We start from the raw sequence: 19,064 nt of genomic DNA, 5'->3' as shown, positions 1-19,064 counted from the left end.
GGGCGGGCCGCTCCGGCCGCGGCGGCGGACGCGTGCCGCGCGGCGTCGGCGCGGGTGCGGGCGAACCGCTCCCGGACGGTCGGCGCCGGGTCGAGCACCAGCTCGCCGGTGGAGCCGTCGAGCGCGACCGTGGTGCCGTCCGGGACCGCGAGCACCGCGTCCCCGGCGGCGACGACCGCGGGGATCGCGCGGGCGCGCAGCAGGAGGACGCTGTGCGCGGTCGGGCTTCCGTGCGCCAGGACGACGCCGCCGATGCGCGCCGGATCCAGCGCTACCGCCTCGACCGGCGTGAGGTCCGACGCGACGAGCACGTCCCCCGATGCGAGGTCCGCCGCGTCGCTGTCCGCCATCGCGGGTGCGTCCGGGCCCGGGGGCGTCGCGAGGACGGCGAGGACCTGGTCGCGGAGGGCCACCAGGTCGGCGGCGCGGGCGCGCAGGTAGGGGTCGGCGAGCGCGCTCCAGGCGGTCTCCGCCGCGCCGATCGCCGCCGCCCAGGCGGCACCCGCGTCGGCACCGGACGCGATCCGCGCGGATGCCGCGGTCCGCAGCTCCGGGTCGTCCAGCAGCAGCGCGTGCGCATCGAAGATGCCTGCCTCGGCGTCGCCCAGCTCGGCCGCCACCCGCTCCCGGACTGACGCGAGGTCCCTCGCCACCGCCGCCAGCGCGGCCTCCAGCCGCTGCTGCTCGCTCTCCGGGCCGCCCCCGTCTACCGGGGCGATCGCCGACGCGGTGCCCGGTCCGCCGCGCGGGCGCTGCCGCACGACACCGACGACGATCCCCGGCGAGGCCGCGAGCGGCCCTGCCCCGACAGCCGGCGCGAGCGGCACGGCCGGGGCCGTCCCAGGCCAGGCCGACCCAGCCAGCCCAGCCGAAGCCGACCCGGGCGAGACCGACGCGAACGGGGCCGCGGTTGGTGCCGGCTCGCCGGCCGCCGACGCGGTGGAGGGCGGACCGGCTGGCGACGCGCTGGGCGGCGGACCGGCCGGCGGACGCGTCGACGAACCCGGCGGGGACCACCGTGGGGCGGGCGGTGGGCCGAAGATCTCGTGTGCCGCCGCGAGCACCCGTCGCAGCGCCGCGTCCTCGCCCGCCGGGACGCCGATCTCGACCTCGTGCCCGGCGAGCGCCTCCAGCGTCGCGACCCGGCTGAGGCTCTCGGCAGGCACCGGTCCGGCGCCGGTGGTCAGGTTGCGCAGTGTGACTGCCGCCTCCACGCCGCGCACCGCGCCGATCAGCGCCGCGGCCGGGCGGGCGTGCAGCCCCTGGGGATCGTTCACCACGAACGACGCCCGCAGCCCTGCGGGCGGCTCGCTGCCCCCTTCGGGCGCCGACGCCGATGCCGCGGGCGGCGACCCAGCGCCCCCCTCACCCGGTGACCCGGACGGCGGGCCGAAACCCTCGCGAGACGGCGGCGGATCGAGGTGGCCGGCCTTCGGCGCCAAGCCCGCCACCGCCTCCGCCGCCACCTCGTCCCGTCCGGCTCCCCCGGCCGCCGCGACCACCGCGCCGACCAATCCCTCGACCAGCGGCGCCGGGCTGAGCACCACCCGCTCCCGAACGTCGGGATCGAGCAGTTCGAGCGCGAGCTCGGCCGAGAGCACCGCGGACCCCAGGTCCATCAGCACGACCACACCGGCCGCGCCGGCCACCTCGCCGATCGCGTCGGCGATCGCCACCGCGTCGGTCCCGAGTCCGGGCCCGTCCGACCCGGCGTCGTCCACACCGGCCGCGACCGCGACCCGCACCGGCGCGTCCTGCGCCATCTGGAGCGCGAGTTCGACCGCGGCCCGCGCCAGCGGCCGGCTGTGCGAGACGACGACCAGCGCGACGAGATCAGCCATCGACGGGGTCAGCCGTCCGCACCGAGCGTCGTGGCGGCCGCCGTGACCAGCAGCGTCGCCGAGGCCGCTCCGGGATCGAGATGCCCGGCGCTCCGCTCCCCCAGGTAGCTGGCCCGGCCCTTCCGCGCGACGAGGGGGATCGTCGCGTCCCGGCCGGTCTCGGCCGCGTCCACCACCGCGGCCCAGTCCTTGCCCGCGGCGAGGGCCTCGGCCGCCGGCACCAAGGCGTCCAACATGGTCTTCTCGCCGGTCGTCGACTTGCCGCGCGCGGCCACCCCGTCCACGCCGGCCCGGAACGCCGCCGGGAAGCCGTCGCCGAGCGCCCCGGCAGCGCGCAGGAAAAACGTGCCGTAGAGCGGCCCGCTGGCACCGCCCACCGTGCTCACCAGCACCATCCCGACCTTCTTCAGCAGCGCCCCGTCGTCGGGGAACGACGATGTGTCCAGCGCCGAGACGACCGCGTTGAGGCCCCGGGACAGGTTCGCGCCGTGATCGGCGTCGCCGATCGCGGAGTCCAGCTCGGTCAGCCGGGGGGCTTCCGCGGTGACCAGCCGGGCGAACTCCCGCACCCACGCTTCGACGCTCATGCGCCCCACCGCAGCCCGGGGGTGTCGACCGGGGCGTCCCACAGCCGGAGCAGTTCGTCGTCGAGCGCGAGCAGCGTGACCGAGGCACCGGCCATGTCGAGGCTGGTGATGTAGGAGCCGACCAGCGACCGCACCACCGGGATCCCCTGCTTGTCCAGCAGCGCGGCGACCTCGCCGTAGAGCAGGTACTGCTCGATCAGCGGGGTTCCGCCGAGACCGTTGACGAACGCCAGCACACCCTGGTCCGGCCGGATCTCGGCGAGCACCGGCTCGACCAGCATCGCCGCCGCCTCGTGCGCCGACGCGAGCGGGACGCGCCGCCGGCCCGGCTCGCCGTGGATGCCGACGCCGAGCTCCATCTGGTCGTCCGGCAGGTCGAACGTCGGCTTGCCCGCGGCCGGCACCGTGCAGGACGTCAGCGCCAGCCCCATGCTGCGGCCCCGGTCGTTGACCCGCTGCGCGATCGCCGTGACCTCGGCGAGGTCGCGCCCCTCCGCGGCGGCGGCGCCGGCGATCTTCTCCAGCAGCACGGTGACGCCGACGCCACGCCGCCCCGCGGTGTAGAGGCTGTCCTCGACCGCGACGTCGTCGTTGGTGACCACGGTGGCGATCTGGACGTCCTCGGCGAGCTCGGCGGCCATCTCGAAGTTCATCACGTCGCCGGTGTAGTTCTTGACGATGTGCAGCACGCCGGCGCCGCCGTCGGCGAGTTTGGTCGCGGCCAGGATCTGCTCGGGCACCGGGGACGTGAACACCTCACCGGCGCAGGCGGCGTCGAGCATGCCGGGCCCGACGAACCCACCGTGCATCGGCTCGTGCCCCGACCCGCCACCGGAGATCAGCCCCACCTTGCCCGGAACCGGACCGTCGGCGCGGTAGACCACCCGATTCTGGAGATCGACCGCGAGCCGGGGATGGGCGGCGGCGAGGCCGGCGAGCGCCTCGACCACGACATCGGCGGGAGCGTTGATGAGCTTCTTCATGCCGGTGCTCCTTTGCACAGCTGCGCGTCGGGTGGTCCTCATGTCCGGTAGTCCCCGTACAGTCTCTCGCTACGGCACCTCGTCGGGGAGTCCTCGGGCCGCGACCGCGGCGGCGAGGTCGGCGCCGAGCGCGGGCGCGAACTTGAAAAGGTTCTCGCCCCAGACCGCGAGCACCGGCCCGGCGCGGTCCACGTGTACCCCGTCGCCCAGCCCGGGAGTGACCGCGCAGTACACGGTGTCGACCGGGTTCGGGTCCACGATGTCGTCGAGGAACTCCGCGACGTAGGTGGTGACCACGGACTCGGCGCGCCGCCGCGCTTCCTCGGGTCCGAGTCCCCAGGCGGTGTCCGCCGCCGGCAGGTGCCCGCCGATCGCCCAGCGGCCCGGTCCGGCCAGGTGCCCGTAGCTGGTGAAGCCGTCCTTCCAGGAGCCGCTGCGCTCGATCCAGCAGCGGAGCGGGGGCAGCAGCCCACCGTCCGGACCGGCGGTGGCCGCGAGCGGGAACGTGAAGCGGAACGCGTGCTCCAACTCGGCGGGGACCCGAAGGCCGAGCGGACCTGCCAATGCCGCCGTGCCGGTACCGGCCGCGATCAGGACCGAGTCGCACTCCCAGGCGCCCCCGGCGGAGTGGATCGTGGCGGTGTCCCCGCGCACGGTGATCCGCTGGACGGCGTCGAGCTGCAGAGAGCGGCGTACCGCGGCGGCGAGGTACTCGCCGGTGGCCTCGGCCCGGATGACCCCACCGGCCGGGTCGACGAGGAACGGTCCCGGCGTGCCGTCCCGCGCCGGGAGCCCGGGCACCGCGGCGACGTCCGAATAGAGTCCACAGCGGACGCCCACGGCACGCATCGCGGCGTACCGCGCGGCCGCGTCGTCACCGCTGACCACTGTGCTCTCCCGGCCCACCAGCGTGCGGCCCGCCGTCCGTTCCCACCGCGTCCAACCGTCCCGCGACCGGGCCGCGTACCGGACCAGCGACGACGTCGTGTGCGCCAGCCGGAAGATCCGCGTGCCGCCGCGCGAGCGCCCGCCCATCGGCGTCCCGGCCTCGTAACACCGGACGCTGACCGGGTACCTCCGCAGCGCATACGTGGTCGACAGTCCGACGATGCCGGCCCCGACCACCGCGATGCGCACGGTTCCTACCGTATGCGCCTAAAGCACGGGCGGCAGGGTGGACCAGGGGAAGTTGATCCAGCGGTCGGTGCGGCGCCAGACGTACTCGCAGCGGACGACCGACTGCGGCTTCTCGTAGAGCACGGCGGTCCGGGCCTCGGCGACGTGCGCCGCGCAGAACTCGTAAACGACCTCCAGCGTGCGGCCGGTGTCGGCGACGTCGTCGACGATCAACACCCGCGCGCCGGCCAGGTCGACCACCTCGGGCACCGGCGGCAACATCACCGGGACGGCGAGCCGCTCCTCGACCCCGGTGTAGAACTCGACGTTGATCGTCGCCACGTTCTTCACCTCGAGCGCGTACGCCAGGGCCCCGGCCGGCAGCAGGCCGCCGCGCGCGATCGCGAGCACGATCTCCGGCCGGTACCCGTCCTCGGCGATCTGGGTGGCCAGCTCGCGAGACGCCGTACCGAACAGGTCCCAGGTGAGCACCTCCCGCGGTGTCTCGCCGCTCGCCGCCTCGGCGTTCGCCGGGGTCTCCGGCTCGATCGTCGTCACCGCCGAATCGTAAACAGGACTGGCGGAAGCCCTGCGACCGCGCAACGGTTGTAGCGATGTAATCGTCAGCCCAGCCCGGAGGCGATCATGACCGAATTAGACGCCTACTCCCAGATCGTCACCCGGGTCGCCCATACGGTCGGCCCGCACGTCGCCGCGCTGACCGTGCGCAGCCGACGCGGCGAGGGCGCCGGCTCCGCCGTCGTGGTGGACGACGACGGCCTGATGCTCACCAACGCGCACGTCGTCGCCGGTGCCACCGGCGGCAGGGCCGGGTTCGCCGACGGATCCGAGACCCGGTTCACGGTGATCGGCGCCGACCCGCTCTCCGACCTCGCGGTCGCACGGGCGGACGACGCGCCCATCGGCGGCCTCGAGCTGGGCGACGCCGACGCTCTCCAGGTCGGTCAGCTCGTCGTCGCGGTGGGGAACCCGCTCGGCCTCTCCGGCACGGTCACGGCCGGTGTCGTGAGCGCGCTCGGCCGGTCGCTGCCTGCCCGCAGCGGCGGCGCGACCCGCCTGATCGAGGACGTGATCCAGACCGACGCCGCACTCAACCCCGGCAACTCCGGCGGCGCGCTGGCCGACGGGCAGGGCCGCGTGGTCGGGATCAACACGGCGGTCGCGGGGATCGGCGTCGGCCTGGCCGTCCCGATCAACCCGACGACCCGCCGCATCCTCACCGCCCTGCGCGCCGACGGCCGGGTGCGCCGGGCCTACCTGGGCCTCGTTACCGCCCCGTTCCCGCTGCCGGACGCGCTGGCCCGGCGGCTGGCCGAACGTCTGGGCGGCCGTGGGCCGTCCCGAGGACTCCGGGTGGTCGAGGTGGTCGCGGGCAGCCCCGCCGCCCAGGCCGGCGTCCGCGTCGGCGACCTGCTGCTGGACGCCGGACGGGCACCGGTCCGGGACGCACAGGGCCTGCAGAAGCTGCTGTTCACCGACGCGATCGGCGAACCGCTGCCGCTGACCGTCTACCGCAACGGCGCGATGGTCGACGTCATCGCGGTCCCGAGCGAACTCGTCGGCTGACACCGGAGGCCCNGGGGGCCCGGGCCCGGGCGCCCCCGCCCCCCGCCGTCAGGAGAACGGTGTCCGCGGGCGCCCCTGCGGCACGCCGTCGATCGTGACGTCCACCTTCTCGTCGTAGAACGCGACGAGCCCGGCCACCTTCTGGCTCTCCGCCAGCGGCGACCGGTAGGTCCAGACGATGTTCTCGTGCACGGCGCCGGACTCCAGGACGACGTCCCAATACGTCGCCGCGCCCTTGTACGGGCAGTGCGTCACCAGCGCCGACGGACGGAGCAGGTCGATCCGGACGTCGGTGATCGGCAGGTAGTAACGCGGCGGCAGGCTGGTCTCGAACAGGATCCGCGGCTGGTGCGAGTCGGCGACCACGACACCGTCGACGCTGACCTGGACGTGCCTGCTGCTGTTCAAGATGTCCACCCGCTTGTACGGGTCGCGCGGATGGACGTAGATCGGTTCGTCCTCCTCCAGCCACTCGTCCATCGCCGCCCACTCCAGCCGCACCAGGCTGCGCAACTCCGGCAGCGGGGAGTCCGGGAACGTCAGCGCGGCACCGCCGAGCGTCCGCCCGGCGAGCACCACGTCGTGGACGATGCCGTCCCCCCGGCTCGGCGACCGGCTGGTCTCCCCGGTCGGTACGAGCTCGGCCTGGACGTCGTCCCGCGGGACGTAGTAGGTCGGGTAGTAGGGCTTCTCCCAGACGAGCACCGGGTGTCGGGTGTCGGCGACCGTCCGGCCGCCGACCAACGCTCGGACTCGCTTCAGCCCGGGCTCCAGCCGGACCCGTCCCCGTGCGTGCGCCTTCTCTTCGGTCTCCGAGGTCATACTCACGCCAACCCGGGCGGCCCCGCGCGCGTTCCCGTCCTCACCGGATTCGCTGCGGATCGAACACCTTCACGCTCCCGTCGACGTCGAGCCAGGAGAAGACACCGTCTCCGGAGCCGATCCTCATCAGCGCGCTCGGGTCGTTCCGCATCCGGCCGAGTTCGACGGTCCGGTCGTCGACCAGGTCGATCACGTCGATCACCTGGTTCCCGTCGGCCGCCCGCTCGATCCGGATGAGCGGCAGATAGCGGTCGCGGAGCGGCTTCACGTACAAGAACTCCGTCCGGTAGCCCGGCCACGCTTTCCGATCGGTGCCGTCGACGCGGACGGTCGTGATCGGGTCGTCACCGCCGCCGAGCGGCGGCTTACCGTCGTCGCCCACCGCCACGCACCACACCGGCGTGCAGGTGTCCCGGTACGTCACCGCGGTGAACACCGCCTCACGGCGCTCGCCGGTGCGGACGTTCCACAGCGTCGGCGGCGTACCGGACGGGTGGTGGGGGGCCTTCCCGTCGTGGACGAGCCACGGCCAGTGCAGGGTGAAGTACTTCGCGGTGCCGGGGAGCAGCGTCGGCGTGCCGCCGGCCGCCGGAATGATCCGGACGCCCTCGGACGTCGGGCCGTAGACGATCCGGTCGCCGTCGATGGCCAGTGAGAACCCTCCGAGCATCCGCTTCAGCCCGGCAACGATCCGCTGCGGCTGCCCACCGTCCCACCGCAGGCTCCAGATCTCGTCGTCGACCTGCCACACCAGCCAGCTCGCGCTCGCCCGCACGTTCGTGACGAGGGGCGGACTTGCCGCCTCCGGGTACGACGCCAGCAGCCGCGACGTCCAGGTGCGGGCATCGCCCCGGACAGACCGGATTTGCGCCGCTCCGGCGTCGACCGTGTGGACGACCACCGTGCCGTCCGGCAGCACGGCGTCCACCGAGTACTCGCGACCGTGCAGCGTCGCGGGCAGCGTCCGGATCGCGTCCGGCCAGAGCGCCTCGGCCGTGGCCGGGGTGACCGGCGCGGGGTCGGAGCGGGTGACCTTCAGCCATCCGGCGACACCTATCAGCAGGGCGAACACGGTGATCGCGGCGGTGGCCGCCACGAGCGTGGCGCGCCGCCGCGCGTGGCCGCGCGTGACGGTCCGGTACAGGTCCGGCGGGGGTAGTGGTGCGGCGTCGGCGGCCCGGCTCAGCGTCCGGGTGAGGACGTCGTCCAGCGCGCCGTCGTGGTCGTCAAGCATGGCGCCTCCGCTCGGTCGTGAGGATCTCGGGCTGCGGCGGGGCGTCGTCGGGCGTGAGCTGCGCGCGTAGCGTCCGTAAGCCGCGCTGGGCCTGGCTGCGGACGGTCGCCCGGCTGATCCGCAGCCGCTCGGCGATCGTGTCGTCGGCGAGCCCTTCGTAGTAGCGCAGTACCAGCACGGCGCGCTGGCGCGGCGGCACCGCGGCGAGTGCGCGCCAGAGCCCGATGTCCGCCTCGGCCCGAGCGATGCCGGGGTCCGGTGCCCAGCCCTCCGGCACCGCCTCGACCAGCCGCTCCCGCCGACGCTTGCGCCACCAGCTGACGTGCAGCCGGGCCATCGTCGTCCGGACGTACCCCTCCGGGTCGTCCCGGCGGCGCACCCGTCCCCACGCGCCGCGCAGCCGGATCAGTGCCTCCTGGACCAGGTCGGCGGCGTCGTGCGGATTTCCGGTGAGGACGAAGCCGTAGCGGGTCAGCGCAGCGGAGCGCTCGGACACGAACTCTTCGAAGCCATCGGGCTCCGGCATGGTCCGCCTTCCCCTTCGTCCTGTGAACGCGATCGTCCCCAGGACGCACGGGGCCTGCAATCTGTTGCACGGCTCGCTCACCGGACGGCCCGCCGTACCGCCGACGCGGAGCACACAACCACACCGCTGCCGTTCGTGGTCGCGCCGGCGCACCTTGCCGGGCAGGACGGCAGGCGTCGCGCGAGGTGGGGAGTGCGACAGCGAGGTCGCAGAACTGCTGTACGTCGCGTGTGAACGTGTTCAGACGGGGAGAATGGACCCGTCAGCGCGACACCGCGTCGGGGAGGGGCCGTGTCCGAGGCAGTCTTTCTCAGCTACAGCCGGGCCGACCGTCTCTACGCCGAAAAGCTCGCCGCGTTCCTCGAAGCAGCGGGCGTGGAAGTCTGGTGGGACTTCGAGCTACGCGCTGGTGACCGCTTCGTCAACGAAATAGAAACTCGGATCGAAGCCAGCGCAGCATTCATCGTACTATTGAGTACGAGTTCGGTGGATTCTAAATGGGTGCAGAGGGAGCTTCACTACGCCGATGCCCAAGGAAAAGAAATAGTTCCCCTGCTACTGGAAGAATGCCGAACGCCCTTCCTCACCGCCGGCTTGCACTACGAGGACGTTCGCGGGGGGATTATGCCGAGCGCGAAGTTCATTCACCGACTCCCGCGCACCAGATTCTCGCCGGATCAATCGATCATCGACCGATTCACTCGCGCCACCCGCTCGATCACCGATCGATTGCACAATCAGCTCGAACAGGGCGAAGCTGTCTTCCAAGGGGAGACCCCGGATTGGCTGCTCACACTGAGCGCTGCCGCCAACGTGAGTATCGATGCGACTAGCGTGCCCAGCATCGACGGCCCTCTCGACGGAAGTTTCTGGCACACTCCGATGGCGACGATCTATCTGCAGACCCTTCGTGCGGCGGTTGCACGTGGTGTAGTGGTGCGCCGGATCTTCATCTTCGACGACCCGCAACTCGCGGCGGACGAAACGTTCCTGCAAATCTGTTCGGCACAGCACGACAATCACATCAGCGTCAAGGTCTTGACGGCCGAAATGACGGCTGACGTCGACATCGGGTCGATACCCGACTTTGTTCTTTTCGACGACTCGATCGGCCACGTCGAGAGCCTGGTTCCGGGTGTCGCGGGCACCAAATTGGTGAGGGCGACCTTGCACACGTCACCTGCCCGCGTGCACGAGTTACGGCGAACTTTCGACGGACTCTGGGAAGCCGCTGCAGAGATCCAGTTGCAACCACCGCTCTGAACTAGTCGGCGCATCGCGCCTGCATCAGGCGATACTCGCCACTTTTCCACATGAGACCTTCGGGCGCCGACGATGGCACTCCCCACCGGCGACCCGTTGGACGCCTCAGCCGGTGATCCGGCCCAGCGTCACCGAGGCCGTGGTGGCGTCGCCGCCGCGCTGGACCACGACGTCCACCCGGTCGCCGGGGTCGACGGTCCGCAGCGCGGCGTACACGTCCTCCACCGCCTCGACGGTCTCGGCGCCGAGCATCGTGATCACGTCACCGGCCCGGAGGCCGCCCGCCGCGGCCGGCGACCCGGCCGCCACCCGCACCACGACCGCGCCCTTCTCGGCGTCGACGCCGAGCGCGTTGCGGACCGCGTCGGTGAGCTCGGTCAGCGACACGCCCAGGTAGGGGTGGGTGGCCTTACCGCTGGTGAGCAACTGGTCGGCGACGTCGACGACGGTGGCGCTGGGGATCGCGAACCCGAGCGAGACCGCGCCGGCCGCCGGCGGGATGTACGCCTCGTTGATGCCGACCAGCCGGCCCTGCGCGTCGAACAGTCCACCGCCGGAGTTGCCGGGTGAGATCGCGGCGTCGGTCTGGATCAAGTCGACGAGCGGCCGTCCGCCGGTCTGCTCGGAGGGGATCTGCCGTCCGACGCCGGAGATGATGCCCTGGGTGACCGTGTTCTCGAAGCCGAGCGGACTGCCGACCGCGAGCGCCACCTCACCGGCGCGGGGCAGATCGGACCGGATCGCGGCCGCGGGCAGGTTCGTCCGCGCCGCCCGGATCACCGCGAGGTCGGCGATCTCGTCGGTGCCGACCACCGTTCCGCGCACGGTGGCGCCGTCGGCCAGCGTCAGTGTGACGGCCCGCGCGCTGCCGACCACGTGCTGGTTCGTGACGACGACGTCCTTGCGGTAGACGACGCCGCTGCCCTGCGACTCGCCCGCGGTCACGGTGACCACGCTCGGTTCGACGACCTCCACCACGTCCGGGATCGACGCTCCGGTCGGCGCCACCGACACGCTGGGGGACGTCTCGGCCACCGGCTTGCCCTCGGGGGCCGTGTCGTCGCTGCACCCGGCGAGTAGCCCCGCGCCGAGTACGACCAGTGCGAGAGTCGCCGCCCTCCTCCGCCCGATCATTAGCCGCCTCCCTCTGCGTGATCATGCAACTACGCAACGCGCCGGTAAACGCTAACCCGCAGGCGGTACCCGGCAGCGTCACACCCACGCGTCGGAGCGTCGCGGCTCGGGCAGCGGGGCGGCTGGGGCGGCGCGGCGGCTGGGGCGGCGCGGCGGCTGGGGCGTCTGAGGCAGCGCTGGGTCACAGGCGGCGAGGCGGCTCAGCGCGTCCGCGCAGGCGGTGCCAGACCGACGCGGCGGCCACCGCGACCCGGGCGATCACCACGTCGGCACGGGTCGCAGGGCGCCCGTGCGCCACCGCCGAGGCGACCACCGGAACCGGCTCGGACTCCGGCACCGGGCGGAACGGCTCGAGCTGCCGCAGCGAGGGGCGGGGCGCGAGCGCGGCCAGCGAGCGGGCCACCGACAACGCGCGCGGGTCGGGGCCGGTGGTCTCGGCGTCGTCGGCCAGGCCTGCGAACAGATCGGCCAGCGCGACGCGGAGATCCTTGTCGTTGAGATCGACCGGCCCATCGGCGAAGCCGTTCGAATCAGCGTGGCCGTCCAGCTCGGCCGCCTGCCGGAACCGGGACGCCGCCGCCCGGAGTTCCGCCACCCCGGTGTCGTATCCGGCCTGGTACTGGTCCCGCAGCGCGTTCCAGTCGACGTCCGACATCTCACCCTCCGCCCGGATGCTCGGTTGCTTCCGATTTCCAGGTAACCACTCCGGAGCCGATCGTGAACCGTCCACAGAAGAGTCGGCCTCCGACGCAGGTCTGAAAACCGACACCGAGCACAGAAGCCCCACAAGTACGCGAGATGATCAGGACATGACGCCGATGCCAGCAGAAACCACCGGCACGCCCGGAGTCGACGTGCCCGACGGCCGCGGTCGGACCGGGCTCCACCTGACCGGGCGGGACCTGCGGCGCAACCCCGACGTCGAGGTTCTCGACGTGGAGCTGCTCTCGTCGAGCTGGTACGTGCTGCGCCGGAACGTCTTCACCTATCGCCACCGCGACGGGCGGGTGACGACCGAATCGCGCGAGACGTACGACCGAGGCAACGGCGCGACGATCCTGCTCTACGACGTCTCGCGCCGGACCGTGCTGCTGACCAGGCAGTTCCGCTTCCCTGCCTACGTCAACGGTCATCCGGACGGGATGCTGCTGGAGACCGCGGCGGGACTGCTGGACGGCGACGACCCGGAGACCGCGATCCGGCGCGAGGCCGCGGAGGAGACCGGCCACACGATCGGCGAGGTCGAGCACGTCTTCGACGCCTACATGAGCCCCGGCTCGGTGACCGAGCGGCTGAGTTTCTACGCGGCGCCGTACAGCGCGGAGAGCCGGACGTCGGCGGGCGGCGGGGTCGCGCAGGAAGGCGAGGACATCGAGGTCGTCGAGCTGCCGTTCGAGGAGGCCCTCGCCGCGATCGAGAGCGGCGAGATCACCGACGCGAAGACGATCATGCTTCTCCAGTGGGCCGCCCTCCGCGGCCCCCTGAACGTTGCACGTTCCTCTCCCCGATAACGGCCACAACCGTGCAACGCCGGTCGGCGCTCGTCCACAGTTGGTTGGTCGTCTCTGGCCGGCGGTGTTCCTGGCGCGCCAAGAGCTGATCGCTACTCGGCCGGGCCCTGTCTCTGAGGGGCCTGTCCTGTGACCGCTGCTCTTGACGCGCTCGGCCGTCCGGACGTCCTGGGGGCGGCGGCTCTGCATGGAGCTGCCGTCTTCCGTTGCCGGTTGAGGCTGTGGCTGGTCGAACGGGCTGGCTGGCTTGGTGTTTGGTGGGTTCGGCGATGGCCAGCTTCTCTGCGATCATCGGGTCGGCTCGGGTAGGTGCTCCTTTGGCGGGTTGGCTGGTGTATTTCTCCCCGGGCTCGGATCGGCGGAGTCTGTACTGGTGTGGTCGATGGTTGACACACTGTGATGTATGGATGGGGTCGGGGGTGGCGCCGGGCTGGGACGTGTTCGTGTCTTACACGTCGGCGGACCGGAAGTGGGCGGAGTGGATCGCCTGGGTGCTGGAAGACGCCGGGTTGCGGGTGGTGGTGCAGGTTTGGGATTTTGTGCCGGGCACGGCGTGGGTGTCGAAGATGGACGAGGCCGTGCGGGATTCGGCCCGGACCCTGGCGGTGTGTTCCCCGTCGTATCTGTCGTCCTCGACGTATCGGTCGGTGGAGTGGCAGATGGCGTTCCGGGCCGATCCGCGCGGGGAGTCGCGGCGGTTGATCCCGGTGATCGTGCGGCCGTGTGAGTTACCGGGTGTGCTGGGCGGGTTGACGTGGATCGATCTGACCGATCGGAATGAGCGCGAGGCGGAAGAGTTCCTAGTGGCGAAGCTCGCGGCGGCGGGCGGGCGGGCCAAACCGGAGCGGCGGCCGGGTCTCCCCGGTGGCGTGGCGGTAGCGGCTGCCGCGGGTTCGGGCTACGCGCGTACGACCTGGTCGCTCTCTATCGCGGGCCCGACTCGCCGGTGAGGATCGCGAACGCTGGGCAGCGGTCCTCACCGGCTACCAGCAGGTCCGTCCGCTGAGCCGGAGCGAGGTGGCCGGCCTGCCCGTCCTGGCCGCCTGCCGGGAGATATGGGACATCGGGGATTGGCTGGGTGTCGCTCACCGGACCGGCGGGGCCTGGGTGAACGAAGTGGTGATCGCCAAGCTGCTGGCGGACGTCCGGCCGGCCTTTGCCGCAGAGGCGGTGCCGGTGGTGAAGCCGCGAGGGTGACCACCTGAAGCGCCGCCGCCCTATCCCAGCTGGTCGCGGCGGCGCCTCAGGTGGGCGATCTCGGCGGTGTTGCCGGCCAGTCCGATGGCTTTGTCGTAGGCCGCGCGCGCCTGCTGGCTGTGGCCCAGCCGGCGCAGGAGTTCGGCGCGGGTGGCCTGGTAGGGGTGGTAGCCGGCCAGCTCGTCCTCGAGTCGTTCGACGGCTGCCAGTGCCACGTGCGGGCCGTCGAGCTCGGCGACCGCGATGGCCCGGTTGAGGGCGATGATCGGCGAGGGGTCGAGGCGGACGAGCTGGTCGTAGAGGGTGACGACCTGCGCCCAGTCGGTGTCGCGCGCGTCGCGGACGCAGGTGTGGACGGCGTTGATCGCCGCGAGGATCTGGTAGCGCCCCGGGGCCACCCCGGCGGCCGCGGCGGCGAGGCGTTCGCGGACCAGCTGATGCCCCTCGGCGAGAAGCGTCGCGTCCCAGGTCGCTCGGTCCTGTTCGTCGAGGGTGACCAGTTCGCCGCTGGCCGAAACGCGGGCGGTGCGGCGGGCCTCGATGAACAGCATCAACGCGAGGAGCCCGGCCACCTCGCCGTCCTGCGGCATGAGGGCCCGGAGCAGGCGAGTGAGCCGGATCGCCTCGGCGGTCAGGTCCTGACGGATCGGGTCGGTGTCCGAGCCGGTCGCCAGGTAGCCCTCGTTGAACACGAGGAACAGGACGGCGAGGACGCCGAAGACGCGGGCCGGGAGATCCTCCGGGGACGGCACCCGATAGGGGATGCGAGCCGCCTTGATTTTGGCCTTCGCGCGGGTGATCCGCCGCTCCATCGTGCTCTCCTGCACCAGGAAGGCACGGGCGATCTCGGGCACGGTCAGACCGCCGACCATGCGCAGGGTGAGTGCCACACGGATCTCCATCGCAAGCGCCGGGTGACAGCAGGTGAAGAGCAACCGGAGCCGCTCGTCGTCGATGGCGCCGGGAGGCTCGGGCGGGTTGTCGGCGGACAACATGTGAGCCTCCCTCTGCTTCTCGTCGCGCTTGTTCTCGCGCCGGATCCGGTCGATGGCCTTGCGGCTGGCGGTGGTGGTCAGCCAGGCGCCGGGATTGGGGGGTACGCCGACGGTGGGCCACCGCTCGACGGCGGTGGCGAATGCCTCGGCGGCCGCCTCCTCGGCGATGTCGAGGTCACCGAAACGTCGGGTCAGTACGGCGACCACCCGGGCCCACTCTTCGCGGTGGGCGCGGGTGATCGCCTCTCGGACGTCGATCGCGTTCACTCGCTGTGGAACGGCCGCACCTCGACCCGCCGGTTGCACTGCCTGGATCCCTCGGCAGCGAGCTTGATCGCCACGTCGAGGTCGGGGGCCTCGATGATCCAGAGCCCGCCGAAGTACTCCTTTGACTCCAGGAAGGGACCGTCGGTGAACACCGGTTCGCCGTTCCGGTTGTCGATGACGGTGGCCGTGCTCAGCGCTGCGAGGCCGCCGGCGAAGACGAAGTGTCCCTCGGTCTTGAGCCGGTCGTTGAACGCGCCGGCGGCGGCCAGCTCGGCCGGGGTGGGAGAGGTGGTCTCGTCGTCAATCACAGAAATTAGGTACTGCATCTCGGTAGTCTCCAATGACGTCGGTGGCGCCCGGTGGACGGCCGCTCACTCTTGCTACGAACGGCCCTACCCCGATCCGACACCGTCTCGCGGCTTTCTTTCCAAAACACTCTGGTCCATTGTCGACGGCCTCAGGCTGTGGTGGCCGACGTGGCTTCGGGGACCGGGTTGGCCTCCGGGTCCTTCGCCGGGGTGGGTAGGTCGGCGCTCTTCGTGGTCCGCAGGTGCCGGAACGCCCGCAGTGCGAGGACGGCCAGGCCGGCGTAGAGGATGGCGCTCACGATGCCGACCGTGTGCACGCCGGAGGTGAACGCGTCGCGGGCTGCGGCCAGCAGGGCAAGGCCCTGCTCCGGAGGCAGTTGACCGGCCACGTCGACCGCCCGGTCGACGCTCTCCCGGGCGGCGGCCGCCGCGTCGGGTGGCACGTCGTCGAGCGCGCCCTCCATGTTGCTCCGGTACACAACGGTTCCCAGCGTGGCGAGTGTGGCGATGCCGAGCCCGAGCCCGAGTTCGTTGGTCGTCTGCAGGATCGAGGCCCCCGAGCCGGCCTTCTCCGCCGGCACCGCTCCCATGGCGAGCTGGTTGCAGAACGCGGCCAGCGGCCCGGTGCCGAGCATGGCCACGCACATCGCGATGATGATCATCTCGGGACCGGATGCCGAGCCGGCCAGGGTGAACATCGTGTAGCCGACGCCCGCGATGAGCAGCCCGCCCATGATCATGTACATGGTGGGGATGTAGTCCGACAGCGGTGGGCTGGCCAGGCTACCGATGATCATCAGCACGTTGGGCATGATCAGCAGCAGGCCGGCCGCCAACGGGGTGAGGTCGGTGACGTTCTGCAGGTACAGCGTGACGAGCAGGAGGGTGCCGGTGCCCACCACGCTGGTCGCGAAGGTCAGGGCCAGCGCGGACGTGAACGTGCGGTTGCCGAACATGCGCAGGTCGAGCAGCGGGTGCTCCAGGCTCCGCTGCCGCTGGACGAACACCACACCCATCGCGATGCCGAACACCAGCGCTACAGGCGCGAACCAATCCCAGCCGTAGCGGACCAGCCCTTTGAGCCCATACACGAACGGCAGCATCGCCGCGAGCGACAGCAGGACGCTCAACGGGTCGAGCCTGCCCGGCTGCGGTGACTTCTGGTCGGGGAGCACCGCGGGACCGAACACCAGCAGCACCAGGATTCCCGGCACGGCCACCAGGAACACCGAACCCCACCAGAAGTACTCGAGGAGCGCGCCACCGACGAGCGGACCGAGCGTCAGCCCCGCCATGAAGCACGTCAGGTAGATGGTGATGGCGCGACCGCGTTGCTTCGGGTCGGTGAACATGGCGGTGATCAGGGCCAGCACCGACGGCATGACCGCGGCACCCGCCACACCGAGCAGGGCGCGGCTGGCGATCAGCATCTCCGGGCTGGTGGAGAACGCCGCCGCCGCCGAGGCGAGGCTGAACACGACGGCGCCGATGAGCAACAGTTTCTTGCGGCCGATCCGGTCACCGACGGTGCCCATCATGACCAGGAATCCCGCGATCATGAAGCCGTAGATGTCCACGATCCACAACTGCTCGACGCCGGTCGGGTCAAGAGCGACAGTCAGGTGCGGAACGGCCAAGTAGAGCACCGAGAAGTCCATCGTGACGAGGAACGTAGGAAGGGCGAGCACAGCCAGCGCGACCCATTCCCGCCGCCCGGCTTGGGGCGTCGTGTCTGCAGTGGTCATGTTCTGATCCTGTCGTCGGCATGCGGGGCCCCCTCATGGCGCCGCTCACCCCCGCTACGAACGTCCCAGCCCCGATCCGACACCACCTCCCGGATATTTTTCGACCACGGGGGTTCGGTCGGGGCGGGACCTGTCGCCAGGCCGGAGATCCGAGGCCGGCGTGGCCTGGAGATCTTCGACCGGCCACGCCAATACGCACCGGTCAAACCATCGCTTCCGGGCACAGAGGATCAGGTAGTTCACGTGCTCCGGGCCTAGGTGGAATGCCTCCTGCATACCGTCCCTGATCTCGGCGGTCACTTTCTCGCCGAACTGGTCCACGAGAAGACCGCTCACTTCCTCGTGGCGGTTGAGCAGGTGCTTGCCGCTGTTGACGTACCTGCGGGGGCCACAGTGGATCAACTCCTCGACGAGAAAGCCCGCGGCCTCGAACTCCTTGATCCATTGGTCCGCCGTCATGGGCTCGCGGGCCTGGGGGAACGGCCTCTTAGCCGGTGACGCGTCGGTCGCCTTGATCATTTCGGACATGGCGATCCGGCCACCGGGCAGTAGCACGCGGTGGAATTCCATCAGTGCCTTGTTCATAGAACCATCCGCGTCAGAAACACCGGGGGTGGGAACCCACCCGGGCCGCGCGGCCTTTGCCGTCCGCCACCCCGGCAAACGCCAGCCACGACCCCGAGCACCCGGGCGGCAGCGGAAGCCACTCGCCTCAGTGGCTTTGTCGATGGGACCCAGCAGCGGGTGTCGATCAGACGTGACAGCGCGATCTCTCGCGACATGTCGATGTCGATCAGATTCGATAGCGCTGACGGCCTTGACACCGGGCAGGCAATCTGAGGCGCGGTTTTCAGCTGGTGATGCCGCCGATGGCAGCCCGAAGCAGCTACGGACGGCCTACGGCCGCCGGGCATGACCCAGCAACAACTCTGGGGAGCTGATCGCAGCGGCGCGCTGACATCCGCAACTGCCGAGAGTCGGATGTTCTGCCCAGAGCAATCAGTGAGCGCGGAGGCGACCTGTCGTGCCGATGTGAGTTACTTTCGGCGAGACGGCTACGGTCAGTGCACGCGGTCTTCCGCGAGTTGCATGACGCGCGCGATTTCCCGTGGAATCTTCTCATTCACATCCAACGCGCTTGCCCTATAGGATCTAAGTTCCTCTAAGCCTCGCTCCCGGTTAGTGGCCAAGCGGTAGAGGGCTTGAGAAGTGCCTTCCTCGAGTTCGAACACTGGCTCGAAAATATTCGTTAAGGCCTCGTATGTTGCGAGATCGATTGCTGCCACTGCTGCCGATGAACTAAGTAAATCCGGATACGCCCCTCGTAGGGCATCGTCGTAAGACGCGACCTCATCCTCCGTTAACGAGGCTTCGTGATGCGTGGCGTACCAGGTGATCCAGCTGATCGCATAGCTGATCCGGAAGATTGCGCCGAACACGTCCGCTGCATGCTGCCGCAGAGTCTGGGTTCTGACTGCCCGCCGAGCTTGCTCCTGACGAATCCGCTCACTTCGAAGGGTGACGTATGAGGTGAGCGCGGCGGCGCTGATAGCCGTAGCAGCTCCAATCGCGGCGCCGATCAGCGCAGTCTGAGTCGCGTCCATTGCTGCCTCCGGTCGAGAGCGGCACATCGGGGTAGCGCTATGAGAGCTGCCCGTATTATCGCGAGGCAGAGCGGGAGCGGCAGCGCCGAAGCGTACGTGAGAGCCGAATGGTGGCCCGGTCGGGTGGTCCTGAGGTTCGACTGCCGCGCCGATGGCACTTTCCGCTCTTGCTGAGTGCGTGGAGCCATTCCGCTCGGTGTCCCGGCCGGGACACCGTCCCTAGCGGCGGTCCTGACGTTCGGCTGGGCGGTGCTGCTGTTTGCCTACGCCTCCCTGAGTCGGTTACGTAGTCCGATGGGGCCGGAGCGCCAGGACCATCGTCGAACGCCCGCTCTAGAGTATGG

Annotated in this window: 20 protein-coding genes; 5 read left to right on the top strand and 15 right to left on the bottom strand. The window is 70.9% G+C overall.

Annotation, left to right across the window (positions count from 1 at the left end):
- The 5 genes from dhaM to ABEB28_RS40780 all read right to left on the bottom strand — a co-directional run.
- Positions 1 to 1,841 (bottom strand): dihydroxyacetone kinase phosphoryl donor subunit DhaM (gene dhaM, locus ABEB28_RS40800; protein ID WP_345733682.1); only part of this gene is annotated, 1,841 nt, incomplete at its 3' end.
- Positions 1,842 to 1,849: 8 nt separating this feature from the next.
- Positions 1,850 to 2,428, bottom strand: a complete 579-nt coding sequence (dhaL, locus tag ABEB28_RS40795; protein WP_345733681.1) for a dihydroxyacetone kinase subunit DhaL — start codon at positions 2,426 to 2,428, stop codon at positions 1,850 to 1,852.
- Positions 2,425 to 3,411 carry a dihydroxyacetone kinase subunit DhaK gene (gene dhaK, locus ABEB28_RS40790; protein WP_345733680.1) on the bottom strand — a complete coding sequence of 329 codons (987 nt, stop codon included), beginning with the start codon at positions 3,409 to 3,411 and terminating at the stop codon, positions 2,425 to 2,427. The genes dhaL and dhaK overlap by 4 nt, the downstream gene beginning before the upstream one ends.
- A 69-nt stretch (positions 3,412 to 3,480) precedes the next feature.
- Positions 3,481 to 4,548, bottom strand: a complete 1,068-nt coding sequence (locus tag ABEB28_RS40785; protein WP_345733679.1) for an FAD-dependent oxidoreductase — start codon at positions 4,546 to 4,548, stop codon at positions 3,481 to 3,483.
- A gap of 18 nt (positions 4,549 to 4,566) precedes the next feature.
- The gene (locus tag ABEB28_RS40780; RefSeq protein ID WP_376981419.1) at positions 4,567 to 5,085 is read right to left on the bottom strand and encodes a phosphoribosyltransferase; all 519 of its coding nucleotides are present in this window, start codon (positions 5,083 to 5,085) and stop codon (positions 4,567 to 4,569) included.
- Between the two features lie 87 nt (positions 5,086 to 5,172).
- Between ABEB28_RS40780 and ABEB28_RS40775 the strand changes: the two genes are divergently transcribed.
- Positions 5,173 to 6,114 carry a S1C family serine protease gene (locus ABEB28_RS40775; RefSeq protein WP_345733678.1) on the top strand — a complete coding sequence of 314 codons (942 nt, stop codon included), beginning with the start codon at positions 5,173 to 5,175 and terminating at the stop codon, positions 6,112 to 6,114.
- Positions 6,115 to 6,162: 48 nt separating this feature from the next.
- Here the strand turns inward: ABEB28_RS40775 and ABEB28_RS40770 are convergent, their stop codons facing one another.
- The 3 genes from ABEB28_RS40770 to ABEB28_RS40760 are packed head-to-tail and all read right to left on the bottom strand — an operon-like array spanning position 6,163 to position 8,696.
- Positions 6,163 to 6,936: a DUF427 domain-containing protein gene (locus ABEB28_RS40770; protein ID WP_345733677.1), complete on the bottom strand. Its 774-nt coding sequence runs from the start codon at positions 6,934 to 6,936 to the stop codon at positions 6,163 to 6,165.
- A gap of 40 nt (positions 6,937 to 6,976) precedes the next feature.
- On the bottom strand, positions 6,977 to 8,170 hold the full coding sequence (locus ABEB28_RS40765) for a hypothetical protein (RefSeq protein ID WP_345733676.1): 1,194 nt from the start codon (positions 8,168 to 8,170) through the stop codon (positions 6,977 to 6,979).
- The gene (locus tag ABEB28_RS40760; RefSeq protein ID WP_345733675.1) at positions 8,163 to 8,696 is read right to left on the bottom strand and encodes a SigE family RNA polymerase sigma factor; all 534 of its coding nucleotides are present in this window, start codon (positions 8,694 to 8,696) and stop codon (positions 8,163 to 8,165) included. Before ABEB28_RS40760 ends, ABEB28_RS40765 begins: the two co-directional genes overlap by 8 nt.
- Before the next feature lie 291 nt (positions 8,697 to 8,987).
- On the opposite strand from ABEB28_RS40760, the gene ABEB28_RS40755 reads away from it, so the two are divergent.
- On the top strand, positions 8,988 to 9,959 hold the full coding sequence (locus ABEB28_RS40755) for a toll/interleukin-1 receptor domain-containing protein (protein ID WP_345733674.1): 972 nt from the start codon (positions 8,988 to 8,990) through the stop codon (positions 9,957 to 9,959).
- Between the two features lie 105 nt (positions 9,960 to 10,064).
- Here ABEB28_RS40755 and ABEB28_RS40750 read toward each other — a convergent pair whose 3' ends face one another.
- Both ABEB28_RS40750 and ABEB28_RS40745 read right to left on the bottom strand, forming a co-directional pair.
- Positions 10,065 to 11,093, bottom strand: a complete 1,029-nt coding sequence (locus ABEB28_RS40750) for a S1C family serine protease (protein ID WP_345733673.1) — start codon at positions 11,091 to 11,093, stop codon at positions 10,065 to 10,067.
- Positions 11,094 to 11,274: 181 nt separating this feature from the next.
- The gene (locus ABEB28_RS40745) at positions 11,275 to 11,748 is read right to left on the bottom strand and encodes a hypothetical protein (protein WP_345733672.1); all 474 of its coding nucleotides are present in this window, start codon (positions 11,746 to 11,748) and stop codon (positions 11,275 to 11,277) included.
- Positions 11,749 to 11,902: 154 nt separating this feature from the next.
- On the opposite strand from ABEB28_RS40745, the gene ABEB28_RS40740 reads away from it, so the two are divergent.
- The 3 genes from ABEB28_RS40740 to ABEB28_RS40730 all read left to right on the top strand — a co-directional run bounded on the left by ABEB28_RS40740 (position 11,903) and on the right by ABEB28_RS40730 (position 13,801).
- Positions 11,903 to 12,604, top strand: a complete 702-nt coding sequence (locus ABEB28_RS40740; protein WP_345733671.1) for an NUDIX domain-containing protein — start codon at positions 11,903 to 11,905, stop codon at positions 12,602 to 12,604.
- 407 nt (positions 12,605 to 13,011) lie between these two features.
- Positions 13,012 to 13,554, top strand: coding sequence for a toll/interleukin-1 receptor domain-containing protein (locus ABEB28_RS40735; protein WP_345733670.1), 543 nt, complete (start codon positions 13,012 to 13,014; stop codon positions 13,552 to 13,554).
- A gap of 67 nt (positions 13,555 to 13,621) precedes the next feature.
- Positions 13,622 to 13,801, top strand: coding sequence for a hypothetical protein (locus ABEB28_RS40730; RefSeq protein WP_345733669.1), 180 nt, complete (start codon positions 13,622 to 13,624; stop codon positions 13,799 to 13,801).
- Positions 13,802 to 13,821: 20 nt separating this feature from the next.
- Here the strand turns inward: ABEB28_RS40730 and ABEB28_RS40725 are convergent, their stop codons facing one another.
- The 5 genes from ABEB28_RS40725 to ABEB28_RS40705 form a co-directional block, all read right to left on the bottom strand.
- Positions 13,822 to 15,063, bottom strand: a complete 1,242-nt coding sequence (locus tag ABEB28_RS40725; protein WP_345733668.1) for an RNA polymerase sigma factor — start codon at positions 15,061 to 15,063, stop codon at positions 13,822 to 13,824.
- Positions 15,060 to 15,389 carry a YciI family protein gene (locus ABEB28_RS40720; RefSeq protein ID WP_345733667.1) on the bottom strand — a complete coding sequence of 110 codons (330 nt, stop codon included), beginning with the start codon at positions 15,387 to 15,389 and terminating at the stop codon, positions 15,060 to 15,062. The genes ABEB28_RS40725 and ABEB28_RS40720 overlap by 4 nt, the downstream gene beginning before the upstream one ends.
- Positions 15,390 to 15,520: 131 nt before the next feature.
- Positions 15,521 to 17,116 (bottom strand): MFS transporter, encoded by a 1,596-nt coding sequence (locus ABEB28_RS40715; RefSeq protein WP_345733666.1) that lies wholly within the window; start codon positions 17,114 to 17,116, stop codon positions 15,521 to 15,523.
- Between the two features lie 54 nt (positions 17,117 to 17,170).
- Entirely contained in the window at positions 17,171 to 17,701 is a 531-nt protein-coding gene (locus tag ABEB28_RS40710; protein ID WP_345733665.1) for a hypothetical protein, read from the bottom strand.
- A gap of 476 nt (positions 17,702 to 18,177) precedes the next feature.
- Positions 18,178 to 18,720 carry a hypothetical protein gene (locus ABEB28_RS40705; protein ID WP_345733664.1) on the bottom strand — a complete coding sequence of 181 codons (543 nt, stop codon included), beginning with the start codon at positions 18,718 to 18,720 and terminating at the stop codon, positions 18,178 to 18,180.
- Positions 18,721 to 19,064 lie beyond the last annotated feature (344 nt).

Origin of the sequence: Cryptosporangium minutisporangium, from assembly GCF_039536245.1 — a bacterium.
GTDB classification, from domain to species: Bacteria; Actinomycetota; Actinomycetes; order Mycobacteriales; family Cryptosporangiaceae; genus Cryptosporangium; species Cryptosporangium minutisporangium.
This window is presented reverse-complemented; position numbering and strand designations above follow the sequence as displayed.